This is a genomic window from uncultured Tateyamaria sp. (assembly GCF_947497045.1).
Classification (GTDB): domain Bacteria; phylum Pseudomonadota; class Alphaproteobacteria; order Rhodobacterales; family Rhodobacteraceae; genus Tateyamaria.
On record NZ_CANMEU010000001.1, the window covers coordinates 389,659 to 407,880 of the forward strand.

Below are 18,222 nucleotides of genomic sequence, written 5' to 3' on the forward strand. Positions count from 1 at the left end.
CTATTAGAAATGTGAATGTCGGTGTCGATGGTGTGGAGGTGTAAATAGTCCGAAAGTACCCCAATCGTTTGATAAATTGGCAATTTTGTCAGTGTCTTGAAGTAAAATGGGAAAGACATAGCGACTCAGAAATGTCTCCGCAAAGTGGCACTATTTGGATCGTATCTGTATCCAGAAATCGTCCCGTCCTTGATCCGCTCGACGGCTTCCTTGACCACAAAGAGCGGGACCAGGAACCATTCGCGCGGCATAACCGGTCGCCCGAAGCGATCCGGGATCTCAATTTCAAGCCGTGCGGGTTCAAAGATTCGGTGGATCAGGTTTTCCAGCTTCGTTCGGTTGATGTTGTAGAGTTCGTAGGTCGCCACGATCTCTACATTTGCCATCAGAAAAGTAGGCTGAAGGTGAGCGCCAGCGATGCGCTTTTCCACGCTCATGTTGGTCACTCCGATCTTGTGCACCAGCTCACGGTTCTCCACGACAAGCGGATGATTGGCCTTGCTCCGCAGCACATAGATCCTTCCGCTTGCTTCATCACCGTCGATCGTCTGATCGGAGAACAAGGGGCCCGCGGTCGGCTCGGTGATCCGCCGTCCTGCCTCGTCCTTGTTCAGAGAACGCTGAAGCGATCGCATGAGCATGTTGCTCTCGGTCCCGTTATCGAAGATCACGCGCAAACGTGCATCTGTGCGCCCTTGGTCGTTGATTGTCGTCTCACCCTTATCTGCGACGTAGGCTTTTTGGCCTCCAACGATAAAGAAGCGCCCTTTCTCAATTTCAGCCTTCATCTCGAAAGGCCGCGTGTTACGCAGGCCGCTATCCAGCTCTTTCTGCACCTGTTCAAAGAGCGGTTGGAAGGTGTCGAAGTCTTCGCACTTGTCGCGGTTTGCCACCTCTTCTGCGGCCTTCTTCTCAGCAGTCGATCGAACGTGCTTCAGTTCCGTGATCGGGGGGGATTCAACCTCGATCCCCAACTCAGCCAGTAGCGCATCATCGTCGAGTTCCTCTGCGCTAGCCAATGGCGCTTTGGCTGCGCCTGTCAAAAGCCCAGACCCGTCCAAAGGCTGGACCAACTCGTGGCACTCTTGAAGCTCGCGAATACGGTCTAGCCTGACTGCGTAAAGACGTTCGAAAATATCACGCTCCTCGCCGTGCTGTGGTGCGGAGCCATGTTCTTTAGAAAAGCGCTGTATCTCCTCAAATCCTGCGATGATGCGCTCTTCGCGGGGTGTGCGCGTGACGGCGTTCGTGGTTTCGACCTCGACGCCAAGCTCAGCCAGCAGCGCATCGTCTTCTTGGGTGAACTCTTTAGCCATTAACTGCCTCCTGCTTCATGCGCAAAAGGTAAGCGACGCCCTCTGCCATCTTCTTTTCCCAGGCATCGGGCGAGGTGATATCTGGCAAGCGTCCACGCTCTTGCTTGAACTTAGCAGCGCGGCGCGCTAGATCACGAGCGTCCTCGGGGGAGAGCTGGATCTTCTTTGCTGAGATCACCGCCTGCACCTGCTTCAGGCTTTCCTCGCTCATGGTCTTGGCCAGGATCGCGTAGGCTTCGCCGAACGGATTGATCCGGTCGATCAGGTCAATGTCGAGCTCGCGCACGTCCATCGCGAATTTTCGCACGCCATCGATCAGCGCCGTGTTACTACTCACCTGTTCATCATCAGGCACGGAAAGCGCAATCTCTTTGGCCTTCTGGGTCAGGTTCAGAGCGGCAACCGCATGCTGACGCACGGCCTCCTGATCCTCGGCATCCAGTTCAGGGAACTTCGCCCCGACGATCTTGCCCATGCGCACTTGTGTTAGCTCTTCGGGCACCAGCTCTTCGTCAAACAACCCGCGTTCGATCGTCGTCTTGTCCTGAACAAAGGCGGTTATCACCTCATTCAAATCCTCCTGGCAAATGCGCTCGGCTTCTTTGCTCTTGGGTTCTGCCAGTCCCTTGATCTCGATCTGGAACTGACCGCTTGCCTCATTGAAACCGACATTCTCCTTGGCCGGGTCATAGCCGCCTTCGCCATAGTCGAAGCCTTCGACCGGCCCGTTCTTTGGACTCTTCGGTGTGAAGTTGAAGCGCGGGGCAAGCACCTGCTCCATGAGCAAGCTGGCAGCGATCGCCTTCAGCGTATCGTTCACCGCCTCCGTGACGGCTGCCTCGGCAGCGTCTGGCTCAGCGATCAGGTTGGTAAAACGGGCGCGGGATTTGCCTTTGGCGTCACGGGTGGCGCGGCCAATGATCTGCACGATCTCGGTTAGGCTGGCGCGATAGCCGACTGTCAGCGCATGCTCGCACCAAATCCAGTCAAAGCCCTCCTTGGCCATACCCAAGGCGATTATGATATCCACATGATCGCGGTTGTTCTTCTGAGCTGGATTTTTTAGCGCGCTCGATACCTTGTCGCGCTTCACAGCCTCATCATCCACCAAATCAGCGATCTTCAGCACGTGCCCTTCAGGCGTCTTCACAAGCTGAAAGCCGGTGGTTGAATCGGTGCCCTGCCAGTCCCCTAAGGCGTCGATGATATGCTCAACCTCGCGATGCTTGTCCTTCGTGCTCTCACGCGAATTCACGCTTGGGATGTGTAGGATGGTCTTCTCGGCAGGATCGAGCACCTTCAGGATGTCGTCGGCATAGGAACCTGAGTAGAAGAAATATCCGATATCGAGCGTTTTCAGATATTTGTAGCCGTTCAGCTGCTCATAGTAGGTGTAGGTGATGGTGTCGAACTTGGCTTCGTTCTCAGGCAACAAGATCGGCACGGCGTCACCGCGAAAATAGCTGCCTGTCATAGCCACGACATGCACACGGTCACGCGCGATGAAGTCGTTGAGCTGCTTGCCAAGAATGCTGTCTTCGCTTGCTGAAACATGGTGAAACTCGTCCACAGCGATCAACCGATCATCGAACGCCTCCACACCAAGCTTTTCCACGGCAAAGCGGAAGGTGGCATGGGTGCAGACAAGTATCTGATCGCCGCTCTCGAGAAAGGCTGCGACCGATTTGACCTTGCCGCCGTCTGTCCCAGGCGAATTGCACAGGTTCCATTTCGGCGCGACCGTCCAATCCGCCCAAAAACCAAACTTGCTCAGCGGTTCGTCATTGAAGCTCGCACCGATCGACTTTTCCGGCACCACGACGATCGCCTGCTTGATCCCTTGGTTCGCCAACTTGTCGAGCGCGATGAACATCAGCGCGCGGCTCTTACCCGAGGCAGGCGGCGACTTGATTAGAAGATACTGCTCGCCCCGCTTCTCATAGGCGCGTTCCTGCATCGCGCGCATGCCCAGCTCGTTTGATTTCGTCGAGTTCCCGTTCTGTGCGTAGCTAACAGAAACTGAGGGAACGGTCCTTGTGCTAACCATTTATGCCAACTTTCAAAAAATTATTATTTACATCAATCATTTCCGTTCCCCTGCTATATCCGCCATAGCCGCCTTTAATACCTGAAAACAAACCTTCGCTGTATGTTGGTCTGGTGAGAAGCCAGATGCCATTTGCTGGTAAGGGTGGATGTAGTTTCGAAAATCTCGGAGCCCGTGGCTAAACTTTTTCACGTCGGGTTTAAGCAGCCCGATTTCACATGCGGCATCAATAAGTTGCGCGAGGCTCCACTCGTGAAAGCGTTTTGTCTGACCATCACTTGCCTTAGGGCTGCATTTGGCTTGGTTGAACTTTGATGGTTCTTTCTGAGCCGTGCCCAGAATAACAGCCTCCAGCACGCTACCGCAGAGGAAGATCACGGATAGGTTCGCTCCAGCTTTCAATGCCGTCCGCGCTTCGTTCAGCCTTGCCTCAATGATTGGAACAACTGGGGCATCAACGGGCAACCTTGCGATGTTAGGAACGGCGAACTCACGATCCAGAAAAGTCTCTTCGGTTGGCGCATCAGTTGGCTTCGCTTTCTTTCCCAAGAGCCGATTTGCGATACCGCGACCTTTTTTTAGGACTGGCCGGTCGATCACGCGCCCGTTTAATTCGCAATCCGCCTCATAAGAATCCATCATCTCGGACAGCACTTTTCCGACAACGGTATCTGACTCCTGCTCCCAGAAAGACCGCATCTTTTTGCCTTTGGAAGTCCCATAAGTTTGGTACTTTGGGCCATGAATATTGATCCCATGGCGCTTGAAGAATTCGCCATAGCTGGCGTCAGAATAATCCAGCACGTAGCCTCCACCCATTTCCAGAAGCTTCTCGATGTAGCGCTTCTCGATGTCTGTCAGGCTACTCATGCAGGCACCGCCTTGGTCACCTTGGTGTAGAGCTCAAACAGCTTTTCGAGGCGTTCGGTGTCGTTGCGGAAGCGGCGGCCGATGTAGATGCGTTCAAGCGTCTCGTCGTTGCGATCATGGGCGGCGCGCAGGTCTGTGGGCATCTTTTCGGGATCGTAGAGATCGGCGATAGTGGCAGGGAAATGCGCCTCGCGTGCTAGAAGGATTCCCTCGGCACAACGGTTCAGGTCTGCCTTGTTTTTCTCAGTCAGCTTGGGGACGGGAAAAGTGTTCCAACCCATAGTGTTGGAGTAACGGAGACGAGTTTCGAGTTGCCCGCAGACAGTTTTCACCCAAACAAGATGCAGCTTCGAAGCGACCAAAGCCATTTTCCAAACTGGTGCATCATATAGAGCGAGCGCAAGATTGGATATACGCACGTCCGGGGCCAACAGGCCACATGGCAGATATTCCCGCCTCTCAGAGGAAACGCTTGGAACAACGATAGTGGCGTTTTTTCCAATAATCGTCCGTTCGAACTTGTAAGGTGTCTTGAGGCCCGCCTTCCCGCGCTCACTGCCATTCAAGCGGTATTCACGCACTCGTTCCAAGCGTTCCGCTATTGGCGGAATGGAAAATGCTAATTCCGCTTGGTCATCCTCCACCCAAAGGCAGTACCTTTGAAGACCATTGATAAACTCAGATGAACCAACGATCGGATTGATAAGTTGGGAGGCTTCTGGATAGGCTTTCAGTATCGATTTCTTCTCATCGGACGAAAGCAATAGATTACCTTGGTCGCGCGGGATGTTTCCACCAAACATGATCGAAACATCAGAAATTGGCTCAGATGCGCGCAGCACAATGATGTTTGCGCTCTCTGTCAGGTACGCGTTAATGCTCTCAACAGACTTCTGAAAGTCAGAACCGTAGATTGTTTTGCTCCGCTCACCTTTGGCCGCCACCCCAGCAATGATGCAAGTGACTTGGGCGTTGTTGCTTGCGTTGTTCCCCCAAAGAAAATTGTGATGTGCAAAGAATATTTCTTGTTCGTTTTCAAAAATTCGAGGCCAGACCAAAGGGACCTGAACCCCTTGGCAGATTGAATTCGTGGACACAAATGCAAAGCAGCCGCCTGTTCTTATGAAATCTGAAGCCTTCCAAAACCATCCAGAGATATAGTCAATTGCCCGAACTTTTTTCTTCCCTGGCAGTAGTGCGTTCAAGTCCTCCTTCTGCTCTTTGGTCTGGTATTTGTCACCAATATAGGGTGGATTGCCGCAGACATATGTCTCCCCGCCTTCGTTCTCGAAGTCGATCTCGGCCTGATCCACAAGAGACATGAAAAGGTCGTCGGCATGATGCTTCACTCCGGTCCCTGTTGGCGGGCATATGGTCAGCCAATCAAGTCGCAGGGCGTTGCCGCAGGTGATCCAGTTCATCGCGTCGAGCGGCAAAAATTCCGCTAACGCTTCCTTTTGCCCGCGATAGGTCACGTCACACTGATACTCGGCGATAATCAGAGCTAGCCGCGCGATCTCGGCAGGGAAATCACGCAGCTCGATCCCGCGATAGTTCGTCAGCGGTATTTCTGTGCGCCGGTCAGCTTCGTTGCGCCGTTCGTTGATCTCGGCCTCGATCGCCCGCATTTCCTTGTAAGCGATGACAAGGAAGTTGCCCGATCCGCAAGCCGGGTCGAACACCCTGATCTTGGCAACGCGATCTCGAAGGTTGCGCAGCTTACGACGGTTGTCGCCCGCCTCTTCTAGCTTTTCGCGAAGGTCGTCGAGAAAAAGCGGATTGAGCACCTTCAGGATGTTCGGCACGGATGTGTAGTGCATGCCAAGCGCGCCGCGCTCTTCGTCATCGGCCACGGCCTGGATCATCGAGCCAAAGATATCCGGGTTGATTTTCGTCCAGTCAAGGCTGCCGATATGAAGCAGATAGCTGCGTGCGATCTTGGAAAAACGTGGTACGTCCGTGCTGCCCGAAAACAGCCCGCCGTTCACATATGGAAATACATCGGCCCATCGGGGTAGATCCGCAGTCGCGCGTTCCTCGATCGCAGTATTCATCGCGCGGAACAGCTCACTGATCACTTCATGCGTGTTGGAGCTGTCCTTGGCGCTCATTTGCGTGACTGTCGCGGTGAACAGGTCCTCACCGTTCAGGATCGATGTATCCTCGGCAAAGAACAAAAAGATGAGCCGCGCCATGAAGTGGTTCATGTCGTGGCGACGCTCAGCTTTGCCCCAATCAGGGTTATCGTTCAGCAGAGTGATGTAGAGCCGGTTGAGCCGTCCTGTCGCCTTGATGTCGAAGGCGCTCTCGCGGATTTGTTTGACGGTGCTGATGCCTGCGAGCGGCAGGAAGAAGCCGAAGTGATCGGGAAAATCGGTGAACGCGCAGGCGATGGTTTCCCCTGTGCTCAGATCTTCGGCTTCAAGCGCCTCACCATCGGTGGCAAGGATGAATTTCGCCTTGGCTTTTGTTGTGGCCGGACTGGCCTTCAATTGCTCCAGGGTCTTCGTGACCCCACCTGTCGGGCAGGTCTTGATGTGAATATTGTTGGTCTGAAGCACGCCATCCAAGTCAGATTTATTGGATGCGCCGCTGCGCAGCCGCTTTATCGTGGTCTGTTTGTTCCCAAATGCTTCCAAGAAGGCGAATGGGAACTCTTCCGCAAGGAATGGCTGCTCGGCCAAAGCCGATATGGCCTCTTCGATCTCTACGGCGTTCATTTGTCAGCCGCCATGCTGTTATCTGCCGGGTCATCACCGTCTTCGTCGGGAGGGAGATCCTCCGCGACCATCTTATCCCATTCGGCCATGTCACGTTCGTAGGCTTCCTGATCCTTGCCATAGTCTTCCCAGAACGGCGGCGCCGGCAGATCTTCGTGATGATACTTGTACCTTGTCACGGATTTAACGGCTTCGATGATATCGTCAGGCCGCGCCCTTTCTCCACTACGCTGCCATTTGAACATCTGGTCTAAGACATCCCGTTTGGTCGTCATCGGCATATCTTTGTAATTGTTGCCCAAAAAACAGAGCGCTTTTATCGCTTCATCAACAACGAACCTGATCTCATCGTGCTTCGGAGCTTTAGAACCACCCAGCAGAACTTCGTTCAAGTCTGCCCCGGTGAATGCTTCAAGTTGGACAAGAGCACTTGATGGGATCGGTCGTTTGCCCGTTTCGTACATGTAGTAACTTCGCGCTGATACACCCATCATCTCGGCCATTTCTGCCTTTTTGAATTTCCGCTTCTTGCGGAACGCCTCTAAGTTTTCATGGACCCTTACGCTCAGAGCCTCGGCGAGCGTTTGATCATCGATCATTGCCTGCATCGCCGCTTGTTCATCCGCGTGCTGTTGCTCGGGTGAGCGATCATCAGGGGGTAGCTTAAAGCTCATCACAAAAATCGGTCCTATAGTTCCGGTTTTTGTACCTTGATCAGATTCAGCTTGTTTGTAAAGCGGGCCCGCGCATAAATGTAAGAAGTTGCAAGGAATGGAGAAAATCAGTGTCCGAATTGCTTAGTCTAGGCCAAACGCCCGAGGAGTGGAGCAAGCATCTGGCGGGACATGGAGTTCATGTGTCACCTCGCCTTATTCGCTCCAAGGCACGTGCCACCGGGAACTACCGCCAGCTTGGGCATTTGATGCTCCTTTTGCCGTCACATATCGAAGCACTCACCGAACCAGGTAGGCCCGAAATTGATCAGAAAGAAGGATCAGCGGTCCAGTCCAAGGCAACTGGCGAAGAAGGCTAGAGAATGAAGCATGCGCGCATAAATACGGATTGGGGTGCCGCATTGCGCCGCGCCGAAGCTGCGCGGTATTGCGGTCATTCCGCCGGACATTTCGACAAACTTGTGAAAAATGGTACTTATCCACCGGGGCGCGATGCGGACGGTGTTGCTGTCTGGCTGCGTTGGGAACTTGATAGCGCCCTTGCGGAACTTCCGACCGTATCGGGTTCAGACTGGAACCCAACAAACAGCTGTGATGAGGCATTTGGGTGTACATAAAGTTGAAACATCTCAATCCGTCCGGGTGCTTTCCAAGCGGCAATGTTCGGTACTACTATCGCCCCAAAGGTCAGAAGGGCATTGCCATGCCTGATTTGCCTCCGGATGATCAGCGTTTTCTTGACGCGTACGCGGCGGCTTCAGGTGGCGAGGCACCAAGTTATCCTCGGCCAAGGCAAGGCAGTCTCGCGCTAGCTGTCCCCAGATACCTCGCGTCCGACAGCTTTGCGGCTCTTTCTGATGAAACTCGGTCCTCCCGACGTCGAATGTTGGATGAAATTCGCCGAAACCATGGAACAGGACTGGTTCGAGACCTCCGTACCAAACATGTCGAGGCAGCACTCAGCAAATTCTCTGGGCATGCAAGAAATAACCGTCTCAAAGTCTGGCGCGCTTTTGGCAAGTGGCTTGAAGATATCTACAAAATTGAAGACCCCGCTCAAAATGTGAAGAAATCACCCGTCCCCAAGTCAGACGGCCATGTTCCCTGGTCCAAGGATGAGATTGCGACTTTCCGTACGCACTGGCCTATTGGGACATCGGAACGTCTTGCATTCGAGGTTATTTTCTTCACTGGCGCTCGAATTTCGGATGCCTTCCGGCTCGGTCAGGGCAATGTCGATCAGGAAGGCTGGCTGGTGTTCAATCAGCAGAAGACTGGCGGCGAGGTTGCAATTCCATTTAGCCGACCTCTGCCAGATTTCGCCTCGGACATGCAAAGCGATCTTCAGTTTCTTCGTGCGGCGTTGGATGCGCGGTCTGATAAACACATTACCTGGATCACCACTGCCTTCGGGACCTCGCGAAGCGTGAAGGCTGCCGGACAATGGTTTGCAGCCAAAGCGCGGGCGACTGGCATCCAGGGTCGGACGGCACATGGTCTGAGAAAAAGCCGGTCGCAGGCCTTGGCCGAAGCAGGCGGGAACTCAGTTCAAATCGGCGCATGGACAGGGCATGAAAGCCTCTCCGAAATCGAGCGCTACATTCGCGGCCTCAACAAAAGAAAGGTGCTCACCGGCACGGAAACAGAACAAAAAGTTCCAACTTCCGCGACCAAAGTTCCAACTCAACCAAAAAAGACAGGAGAATCAAATGCTTGAAAAAGTGCTGGCAACCCCGGCAGGATTCGAACCTGCAACCTGCCCCTTAGGAGGGAACCATTCATAGCGCTATTCCTTCTGTGATTTCTTGCTCTTGGGTGTTTGTACAGGGTCTTCCTGTACATGGTTTGTACGAAATCGGGCCCTGACATCGGCCTCATCCGTCTCTGCATGGGCATATATGCGCATGGGCAAATTGGGGTCTGACCAGCGGCCTGCCTTGGCCGCAGTGACCGGATCAACGCCCTGACGGACGACCAATTCGGTGAAGAACCCATGGCGTCCTGCCGGGTGGGCGGAGAGATATGGGATACCTGCGCTCTTACAGATCGTCTTCCAACGCGTGTTGTAGCCCGTCGAACTACCGTAGCCGAACACGCGCGGTTTCATAAACTTGCCAGTCTTTCGGTTCTTCGGGCGCTTGGGCGGTAATGCCAGCAGCTCGTCCATCATCTGCGGCGAAACGGTGATCCAACTTTCCGGATGGCCCTTCTGCGCCTTCACCCTGACTTTGTTCTCGGCGGGGCGCAGATCGTCAGGCTCGATCGAGACAGCCTGATCGATCCGCGCCGCCGTCTCGAACATGAAGCGGACCAAAGCAGCATTGTACGGATCAGCAGCGCGACAGAAAGCTTCGATCCATTCTTTGTCAGCGGGCATGCGTTCAACGCGGCTGGTCTTCCCCCGGCGCTTGTCCTGGGCAATGCGCTCAAACTTGTCATAGGGCTTCACCCGAATGAGCGGCGTTCCTTCCAGCTCGTGCGCGTTGTTGATGACTGCACTCGCTGGCGTCACGATCTCGCGCCACCAAGTGTCGCTCGAGGCCTTTGGTTTCAGTTTCGGACCCAGGCCCTTCAAAAGCGCACCAGAAATCGCGCCCAAGGGCATGTCGCCAATCTCTTCAACAATCGGGATCAACTGCTTCGCGGTCTTCGGCGAGGCATTGTAGAGCATGATTGCATCGGAGAACGTCTTGCTCGTCTCATCGCCAACGACATGACGGCGGATTTGCAGTTCAGTTTCACGGGCTACCCAGTCCCGTGCGCCTGCTTCTGTAGTCGATCTAGTGCTGTCGCGGTATGTGCGTGTGATCGGTCGGCCATTGTATTCGATCTTGCCGTAGACGTAGTAGTACTGGCCTCTCTTGTAGATTTGGAGCGGCATGCCTGGCCTCCTTCAAAAATCTTGTCGATCTGTGCGGGCGTGATCAGCATGGTCCGCCCAAGGCGATAGAATGCGCCCGTGTCGTTGGCACGCTCACGCAATGTTCTCTCTGAAATGTCGATACCCATGCCGGACATGACCTCGACCCATTGCGCAGGCGTCTTGCCAAGCCCCAGGATTTGCGAGCTGTCTGATTTGTCGGTCTCTGCCATTTCAGTCATCCTTGTCCGCTTGAGTTGAAACTGCGCGCCGCATGGAATCGCTTGTTAAGCACCATTTGACGTGGTCAGATGGGAAATATCGGAATAGTTCGTCATTTTTTGCAATGTTCGCGAAAAAATACGATCTCGTCAAATGGAAACTGCGAATGGCGCGGAAAGACGCTGAATTGTTTGCTTCGATGGGTGCGCGCCTAACTGTTGCGCGCAATGAAGCGGGACTATCTCAGGCCGCAATGGCCAAAGCGCTTGGTGTTTCACCTAGGGCCTATCACAGTTATGAGAAGGGCCAGCGCGGCATTCCGGTCGAAGCATTGGTGGCGTTCGGCGAGCAATTTGACGTCGATGTGCCCTGGTTATTGTTGGGCACGAAGGCGATACGCGCAGGCCACGATTTCAATGCTTTGAAGGAGATCGAGACCTCACTCGATCAACACCTCAACGCGGAAAACATCAGAATCAAGAGTGAGAAGCGCGGGGCAATCGTCGCGCGTTGGTACCAGTCGCTAGTCGAGGGACGGGAAGTAACGGATGATGACGTTCACACTTGGATCGAACTCGTAAGGGAGTAGGCAAATGCAAAAACCAAGCGACCAATGGAAGAAACTTCGCCGCGCAGCACTGGAACGCGCGCGCCGCAATATGATCGAACCTTTGGAGGTCGTTCACCTCGCACTTCTTGGTGCCAGCGCGCTGTACTTGGCCGGATTTCTGCGCCTAAATCTGTTCGGTCAAACTGACGAATTCTCGCTGGCTTCTGGAGCCTTCGTTCTGCTCGCAGCCGCTGGCGGTCTACTTGTGCCTGTTCTGACTGGATCAGCATTGACACTGCACTTTGCAGACCGTCGTTTGGGGCAGCTTCTTCGTGAATGACGACACAGTAATGATAAGCCGCTGGAATGCACCAAGCCTGGCACACGATGTTCGCGCGTGCTGCGAAAGGGCTTAACCTGAATGGCCTTCGGAGTGTTCATTCACCGCAGTGACTCGATCTACGATGACGTCCCCTCCGAACGCTATCAGTTCCCGCGGCAGTATCTGTCCCGAGTACAGCAATGTGAAGGTGACTGGATCGTGTATCTTGAGCCAAGCAAGGTGAAAGGTACGAAGGGGTACTTCGCAGTCGCAAAGGTTCAAGAGATCATCTCTGACCCTCGAAAGTCTGACATGTTCTTGGCTGTAATCGAGCCTGGAACGTATCTCGATTTCGGTGATCCAGTGCCGTTCCGCGATGCCGAAAACATAGTTGAGAAAGGCCTGCTAAACGACGAGGGTCGCATATCCGGTCGCGCACAGGCAGCTGTGAGAACGCTATCCAATGAAGACTTCGCTAGGATCATCGAGCGCGGGTTATGCGTTGACGATGACTTTCTGCCCCGCGTGGGAGACCTTGCGGCGATTACTGGCTTTCAAGATGTCCAAGCTCCATTTCAACACATGCCAGCTCGCGAGCGCGTCAATCAACTGACCAGCCGCGCGGTGCGGGACCGAAACTTCAGAAAGAATGTCCTAAGGGCCTATGGCGAACGCTGCGCTATTACGGGGCTCCGTTTGATCAACGGAGGCGGGCGAGCCGAAGTAGAAGCGGCCCATATCCGGCCGGTTGAGCAAGACGGGCCCGACATCATTAGCAATGGGATCGCGTTGTCTGGGACTGCCCATTGGATGTTTGACCGCGGATTGGTCGGGCTGAACGATGATCTAACGATACTTGTTTCGAGACAGAGCAACGACGTTGGAGCCGTAACGACGATGATCAATTCAACAGGAAAGCTATTGGCTCCCAGTCGGCGGGCGAACAGACCACGGTTAGAATTCGTTGCATGGCACAGGAATCACTGTTTCAAGGCCTGATGGCTCGTGAGATGGTGCTCGCACGAATGCCAGCCCACCTCACTGATAAAACTACTTGCCTTGCGAATGTGTTAGGCTTCCGGTCTAACGAAATGTGAAACAGATTAAGCAGAGAAACGATGCAATTCCCAGAAAACTTTGATACTGAACGATGCCTGCTCTTCCTTGGCTCCGGATTTTCAGCAGCAGCAACAAATAAGCGGTCTGGGAATCCGCCAGTCGGGAACGGTCTTCAGAAGGCAATTTTGTCTGAAATTGAAGAAGAGCATGCGGATATTGATCTGAAAGATGCAGCCTCTTACGCCGCTAGCAGAGGCGTGAATTTGTATGGACTATTGCATGATCTTTTTGTCATCACGGGGTTGAATGAAGATCAAAAGACCGTTTTGGGCAAGCGGTGGAGAAGGATTTATACCACAAATTACGATGATGCTGTCGAGTTCTTTGAAAAGGACAGCGGAACGGGAACCCGCCAATCATTTTCGATTGATGATGATAGACCTCGCAAGTTTCCTTCGAACACCGTGGTGCATTTGCATGGGTACATTCATGCTTGTGACAAGAAAAATGTTCTTTCACAGCTAGTACTTGATCACCGCTCATATGCAGAGCAAGCGGCCTTGGAGAGCCCGTGGTGGGATCAGTTTGAAAGAGACGTTCAAGGCGCTGAATGGATTTTCTTTGTAGGTTACAATTTAAATGACTTTGCTGTCGCCAAGTACCTGACCAAAGATCCCCGAATTTCCCGGAAAACTAGATTTATTCTGCGCGACCCCGTTAGTGATTACTTACTCGATAGGCTAGAAGGGTACGGCTCAGTTGACTCGATCTCAACGGGTGGATTTGCCGAGGCTTGCGCCAACGCCAAGACTCGTGACCCAATCAGCGATTTTCGTCAACTCAATGCCTTCCGGCTGATCGACCCTTACAAAGACAACAAAGCTGTTGCTCAGCCAACTCCAGTTGAGATTGAGACCTTCCTGACAAAGGGCAACTTCAACTTTCAATCTTTGTCCTCAACCTATCCAAAGGCCGAGTTCGCTCTTCCACGAGCGTCGAAGATGAAAGAGGCGGTCGAGGCTCTTTCAGATTCTAAGACGCTGTTGCTTCATTCTCGAACCGCCAACGGCAAGAGCATCTTTGCCGATATGCTCAGCCTCGAACTGTCGGCCGCTGGCAAGAGTTGCGTACGCTACACAAGTCACAGTGACATCCCCCCGTCAGAGATTGAATTTCTTTCTCAAGTAAATGATCTTGTTGTTTTTTTCAGAACCTATGACGATGTGGTGGCAGTGTCCAACGAAGTTGCCCAGTTGAGGGAGAACGCTACCTTCATTGTCGAAATTAACACCGGCACTGATCAAGTTCGTCGAAGCGAGGTGCACAGTTTCTTGCCAAGTCCAATTGGCAGGCTGGATCTGAATCCACTTGAAAGACAGGATCGACAAGATTTCGGAGAACTTCTCTCGCGTTCAGGCATACCATCAGACGGACTTGATCTGTCGGGGACAGGCCGGACTGAGTTGCGCGATCATCTCGTAGATTTGTTAAACAGCCCTTACATCAAGGAGCGTTTGAACAATGCAGTCAAACCCTTACTAGACGACAAGGAAGCGATGAAAGTTATTGCGACTGCGTGTGTGATGAGAGCATTCTCAATTCATGTCGGGACTGACTTCATCCGTGCGATTACGGGTGGTGATCCCTACGATATTCTTTTGAAAAATGAGGTCGCAGCTCTTGAGTTTGGCGCTTTGTCACCAGATGCGCTCGCATTGCATTCCGCGGTATTTGGCGAGTTTTTCTTGAAGGAACATGTGGGTGCGCGCGGCATAGTAAGCGTCATTTGCCGGTTGGCGATAGAGGCGGCCAAACGCAAGAAAAATGGCGCAAACCTCGGTTCCCAGCGAAGCCGGGAAGCCCGTAAGGCCCTTGGTGCCCTTCTGCAGTACGGAAGAGTATCTTCTCTGCTTGGCAGTGCCGCCGCAGAGACACAGAAATCCATAACTGATCTCTATGAAACACTGAGAGACAACATCATCATCAATGATGAGCCGCTGTTTTGGTTGCAATATAGCATATTTATGCAGGATTTAGGCAACTACGGCATGGCGCGAAACCATCTAGAAACCGCGTATCTACGAGCAGAAGCGACCGAAGGTTTCCGAACTTATCAACTAGATACGAATTATCTGAAGCTAATCCTTCAAGCACCTGCTGACGAAGATGATTTCCCAGGCGACACCGAAATTCTGTTCGATCTTATCGACAAGGTACATGATATGCTGTTGGCACCTGATCACAGAATACATGCAATTCGAGTTCTAGAAGATATCAGAGTCTTCTGCGCCAATAATGGTTCAGACCTCACTGATGGCGAACGTCAACGGCTTTCCATCCAGTGCTTAGGAATCGTAGGGACACTTGAAGCGTTGGATGTCGGTATCAAAACCGAATTTGAAACCGATAGATCAAAAACTGCGGTTGAAGAGGCCGTGGCTCTACTGGCGTCGTACAGTTAACAATGAGAAATGTCCGAACTCGTTCGGTTCGTTTGAGCCGCCGGGCCAATTTAACAGAGGTACGTATCATATCTTGACACATGTATCTCTACGTGATACATCACCCTCATGATCCAAAGCACCAAGGGCAAACTCGCCGCCAACGCTGTAAAAGGCAAATACGGCAAAGGCTTCCCCGGTGATTTGGTAAAGCGCACGCGGGCGATGCTTTCGGCGTTGGATGCTGCGGTTGTTGTCGAGGATTTGCGGCTCCCGCCCGGCAACCACCTGGAAGAACTGAAAGGGGATCGGGCCGGGCAACATTCCGTGCGGATCAATGGGCAATGGCGCATCTGCTTTGTCTGGACGCCGAACGGCCCCGCCGATGTCGAGATTGTGGACTACCATTGAGAGGATACGCTGATGAGCTTGCTTGAAGACCCAATGCACCCAGGTGAAGTCCTGAAAGAGCTTTACCTTGATCCCCTGGAGATGGGGGCCATCGCCTTTGCGCGGCGTCTGGGTGTGCCTCGGACGCGGATCGAGCGGTTGATCAAGGGAACTACGGGGATCACGCCTGACACGGCGCTGCGCCTTGCCCGCGTGTTCAACACGACCCCGGCCTACTGGGTGAACTTGCAGACGAATTATGACATGGCGCGGGCGGCGAAGGATATAGACGTATCTAATATCGAGCCGCTTGTCGCTGCCTAGCATGGCAAGTCGAGATTTAGGGGAACTTGTCTGTGCCTCAAGGTTTCTCCTGACGTCGGCATCTAGTGTCAACAAGTGTGTGGAAAAGTGGCGACAGCCTGCATGATATCTCATTTGTGCGATCGACCCGAGGTTTTGACCACATGCGTAGCAGCGGAATACGCAACGCCTCACATGTGGTTATACTTATGACTCAAGGTTCGAAAACTTCTTAGACTGCGGCCCTCAAATCGCAAGAACTAAGGACACCAGCCGCAAGAGCAAGTCCAACAACTCACGCAGGAGTCTCTTTCGCTTAGACCTGCCGATCCGTCGTTTTGGCGATGTTCTCTTTGATCTCAGAGAGGCTAAGGCCAACAGCAAGACGCGAATTCCATCAAGTACCAAGGCAAGTTCATTTTCCATTTCAGTCTCCTTTCCCAATAGAGATCGGAGTTCTGGAGTGTCGCTTCAACTTATTGATTTATTGAATGAAAATGATTAATCAACTCAATTAATCCCTGCGATGATTTCCGATTGGTATACACAAGTCTCGAAGCCGAGGCTGGTCGCTCAAATAAATCAATTGTCCTAAGTCGATGCGCCAGTACTCTGTTGGTTAAGGCCTCGAAGCAGGTCATGCAGAAAACAAGTTTCGTTCAGACTAAGGGAGGAAGAAATGCCTAAATCGCTCAAAGACTTACGTGGATGGAATCAACCTACTGGCTGCGTGAAAGCAATTAGTATGCCTATTGACCAATATCTCCGGAGCCTAACCCGGGGAATAAGCAATGATGGAGCCTTCAAAGGGGCTCTACACTCATACTGCCAAGAGTACTTTGATCGATGTGGTATCGAGGACTGGGCCTATAGACACCAGATTTGCGACCAATTCCGTAGCGGTCTAGCATTTCCGACTCTGTTATCCATTTGGATCGACTCTGAGGCCTTTCGGTCCGCATACAGCCAGGAACTTGGAGCAAAGCCACCCAGAATCCGGGAGCGCGCACAAGAGCCTAGGTCGACGTTTTTTGCCAAATTCGTCCGTGAATTTTGGTTCGATACTTACAAAGAAGCCGTCTATGGCAATGCCGACAGCGCGCACAACCAAAGGGTAAAGAAGGTTGCTAAGGCGGCCAAGGAAGTCGACCTAGTAGAGTATTTTTATGTCTCTAGGATAGATGTTCGCTACTTTGCCAAGCCAGCGCTTCACTCCTTCTTTACTGAGTTCCTCCCGCAGAAAATGGACATCAAATGAAACCTTTGAGGCAGGGATTCTAATCGAGTTATCGCCGCCCTTAGTTGGGCAACAATGAGAAACAGGGAGAATGTAATGACTGCGTTAGACCCCAAAAAAGCTGCTCCACAAAGGTATTGTGGAGCGGCTGACACCCAAGCCGGAGACTTCATAGGCACCTTTGTTTGTTTAAACAGCCTTTATCAAGTTGTCGAAGACTGGCTGATCAGACTTCGTGCAAACGGCTCCGACCCGGGCTTTGTGCGCCTGCTTCAAAACGTCGAAGTCGTCGATATTGTCGATGGCAACATGTTGATTACTTGGCGTGATGATGGAACGGATATCGCAAGCGTACACCGTACACTTGATTTGCTGCACCATGACATCAGTGAAGGCTGCTGTGGGCTGGTTTGGCCGCCGGGCGCTACGGGTTTTCACCTTCTAAATCGAGGGACCGAAGAGAGATGCGGTGGGCGCGGCTATATTAGTCAAATTGAGCATTTGCCTGCGAAAAGGACAGCGATTATCGCACTCGAGAACAAAAAAAAAGACCACATTGAAAGCGCAGGAGCCGCCGAACAAATGAAAGACATGCAAAAAATCGAGGACCGTTTGTGTGATAATGCACTCACAGAATTTCCTTCAGCAAATCAAGTCGTTGAACTCGCAGCCGAAGTCCTATCTGTAAAGGAATGGTCTCTTCGTGGGATCAGCACAACCTTGGAACCAGACGCAAGAGCGCGCGGTATCCTAGCCTTTTGCTTTGTTGCGCTGGTACCGTGTGACCCGGAACAGTTTGCCGAGTACATGAACTACCGCTCCATGGAAGAAATCCAGACCGATGCAAGTTACGGTCGGTTTTTGATGGAGGCAGATTCGCAGGACGCGAGTGTCGGAAAGTCGTTATGGGCAGAGCTGTTCAGCCTTCAAAAGCCTGACTTTCCAATGGAAGTGGCGGATGAGATTAAGGATGCGTTTTCGTTCGATGAATCTGAGCATGGTGACAACATAGTGAGCATGACAGCGTATCGAGAAAAGCTTGGCGGCGATGAAGTCGTTAAGGGTCTAGGAGACCTGTTTTCACAGCTGTCTTAAGATAGGTCAGATCAATCATTCCATTCGGCCAGTCTCAAAAGATTGGCCGAATGACATTTCTCGACATGCACTGCGATTATGCATTCAGCCGATTTGGTCACTACATAGACAGGGAA

15 protein-coding genes are annotated in these 18,222 nt (G+C 52.6%); 9 read left to right on the top strand and 6 right to left on the bottom strand.

Annotated features, from left to right (window positions below):
- Positions 1 to 125: 125 nt before the first annotated feature.
- Genes Q0859_RS02190 through Q0859_RS02210 form a run of 5 tightly spaced genes read right to left on the bottom strand, consistent with a single transcriptional unit; the run spans position 126 to position 7,627 of the window.
- Positions 126 to 1,316 (bottom strand): GIY-YIG nuclease family protein, encoded by a 1,191-nt coding sequence (locus Q0859_RS02190; RefSeq protein WP_299147241.1) that lies wholly within the window; start codon positions 1,314 to 1,316, stop codon positions 126 to 128.
- Positions 1,309 to 3,363, bottom strand: coding sequence for a DEAD/DEAH box helicase family protein (locus Q0859_RS02195; RefSeq protein ID WP_366523170.1), 2,055 nt, complete (start codon positions 3,361 to 3,363; stop codon positions 1,309 to 1,311). The genes Q0859_RS02190 and Q0859_RS02195 overlap by 8 nt, the downstream gene beginning before the upstream one ends.
- Positions 3,364 to 3,399: 36 nt before the next feature.
- Positions 3,400 to 4,233, bottom strand: coding sequence for a hypothetical protein (locus Q0859_RS02200; protein WP_299147244.1), 834 nt, complete (start codon positions 4,231 to 4,233; stop codon positions 3,400 to 3,402).
- Positions 4,230 to 6,953 carry a DNA methyltransferase gene (locus Q0859_RS02205; protein ID WP_299147245.1) on the bottom strand — a complete coding sequence of 908 codons (2,724 nt, stop codon included), beginning with the start codon at positions 6,951 to 6,953 and terminating at the stop codon, positions 4,230 to 4,232. Before Q0859_RS02205 ends, Q0859_RS02200 begins: the two co-directional genes overlap by 4 nt.
- Positions 6,950 to 7,627: a helix-turn-helix transcriptional regulator gene (locus tag Q0859_RS02210; RefSeq protein WP_299147247.1), complete on the bottom strand. Its 678-nt coding sequence runs from the start codon at positions 7,625 to 7,627 to the stop codon at positions 6,950 to 6,952. Before Q0859_RS02210 ends, Q0859_RS02205 begins: the two co-directional genes overlap by 4 nt.
- A gap of 703 nt (positions 7,628 to 8,330) precedes the next feature.
- Between Q0859_RS02210 and Q0859_RS02215 the strand changes: the two genes are divergently transcribed.
- Positions 8,331 to 9,344, top strand: a complete 1,014-nt coding sequence (locus tag Q0859_RS02215; RefSeq protein ID WP_299147248.1) for a site-specific integrase — start codon at positions 8,331 to 8,333, stop codon at positions 9,342 to 9,344.
- Positions 9,345 to 9,413: 69 nt separating this feature from the next.
- Here Q0859_RS02215 and Q0859_RS02220 read toward each other — a convergent pair whose 3' ends face one another.
- The gene (locus tag Q0859_RS02220; RefSeq protein WP_299147249.1) at positions 9,414 to 10,508 is read right to left on the bottom strand and encodes a tyrosine-type recombinase/integrase; all 1,095 of its coding nucleotides are present in this window, start codon (positions 10,506 to 10,508) and stop codon (positions 9,414 to 9,416) included.
- Positions 10,509 to 10,761: 253 nt separating this feature from the next.
- Here Q0859_RS02220 and Q0859_RS02225 point away from each other — a divergent pair, with 253 nt between their 5' ends.
- The 8 genes from Q0859_RS02225 (at position 10,762) to Q0859_RS02260 (ending at position 18,106) form a co-directional block, all read left to right on the top strand.
- On the top strand, positions 10,762 to 11,298 hold the full coding sequence (locus tag Q0859_RS02225) for a helix-turn-helix transcriptional regulator (RefSeq protein ID WP_299147250.1): 537 nt from the start codon (positions 10,762 to 10,764) through the stop codon (positions 11,296 to 11,298).
- Positions 11,299 to 11,302: 4 nt separating this feature from the next.
- A complete protein-coding gene (locus tag Q0859_RS02230) occupies positions 11,303 to 11,599 on the top strand; it encodes a hypothetical protein (protein ID WP_299147251.1) in 297 nt (98 codons plus the stop codon).
- Positions 11,600 to 11,680: 81 nt separating this feature from the next.
- Positions 11,681 to 12,580, top strand: coding sequence for an HNH endonuclease (locus Q0859_RS02235; RefSeq protein ID WP_299147252.1), 900 nt, complete (start codon positions 11,681 to 11,683; stop codon positions 12,578 to 12,580).
- 119 nt (positions 12,581 to 12,699) lie between these two features.
- The gene (locus Q0859_RS02240; RefSeq protein WP_299147253.1) at positions 12,700 to 15,102 is read left to right on the top strand and encodes an SIR2 family protein; all 2,403 of its coding nucleotides are present in this window, start codon (positions 12,700 to 12,702) and stop codon (positions 15,100 to 15,102) included.
- A 108-nt stretch (positions 15,103 to 15,210) separates the two neighbouring features.
- Positions 15,211 to 15,492 (top strand): type II toxin-antitoxin system RelE/ParE family toxin, encoded by a 282-nt coding sequence (locus tag Q0859_RS02245; protein WP_299147254.1) that lies wholly within the window; start codon positions 15,211 to 15,213, stop codon positions 15,490 to 15,492.
- 12 nt (positions 15,493 to 15,504) lie between these two features.
- Positions 15,505 to 15,795: a HigA family addiction module antitoxin gene (locus Q0859_RS02250; protein ID WP_299147255.1), complete on the top strand. Its 291-nt coding sequence runs from the start codon at positions 15,505 to 15,507 to the stop codon at positions 15,793 to 15,795.
- Positions 15,796 to 16,453: 658 nt separating this feature from the next.
- Positions 16,454 to 17,032 carry a hypothetical protein gene (locus Q0859_RS02255; RefSeq protein ID WP_299147256.1) on the top strand — a complete coding sequence of 193 codons (579 nt, stop codon included), beginning with the start codon at positions 16,454 to 16,456 and terminating at the stop codon, positions 17,030 to 17,032.
- 75 nt (positions 17,033 to 17,107) lie between these two features.
- Entirely contained in the window at positions 17,108 to 18,106 is a 999-nt protein-coding gene (locus Q0859_RS02260) for a hypothetical protein (protein WP_299147257.1), read from the top strand.
- The last annotated feature ends 116 nt before the right edge of the window (positions 18,107 to 18,222 follow it).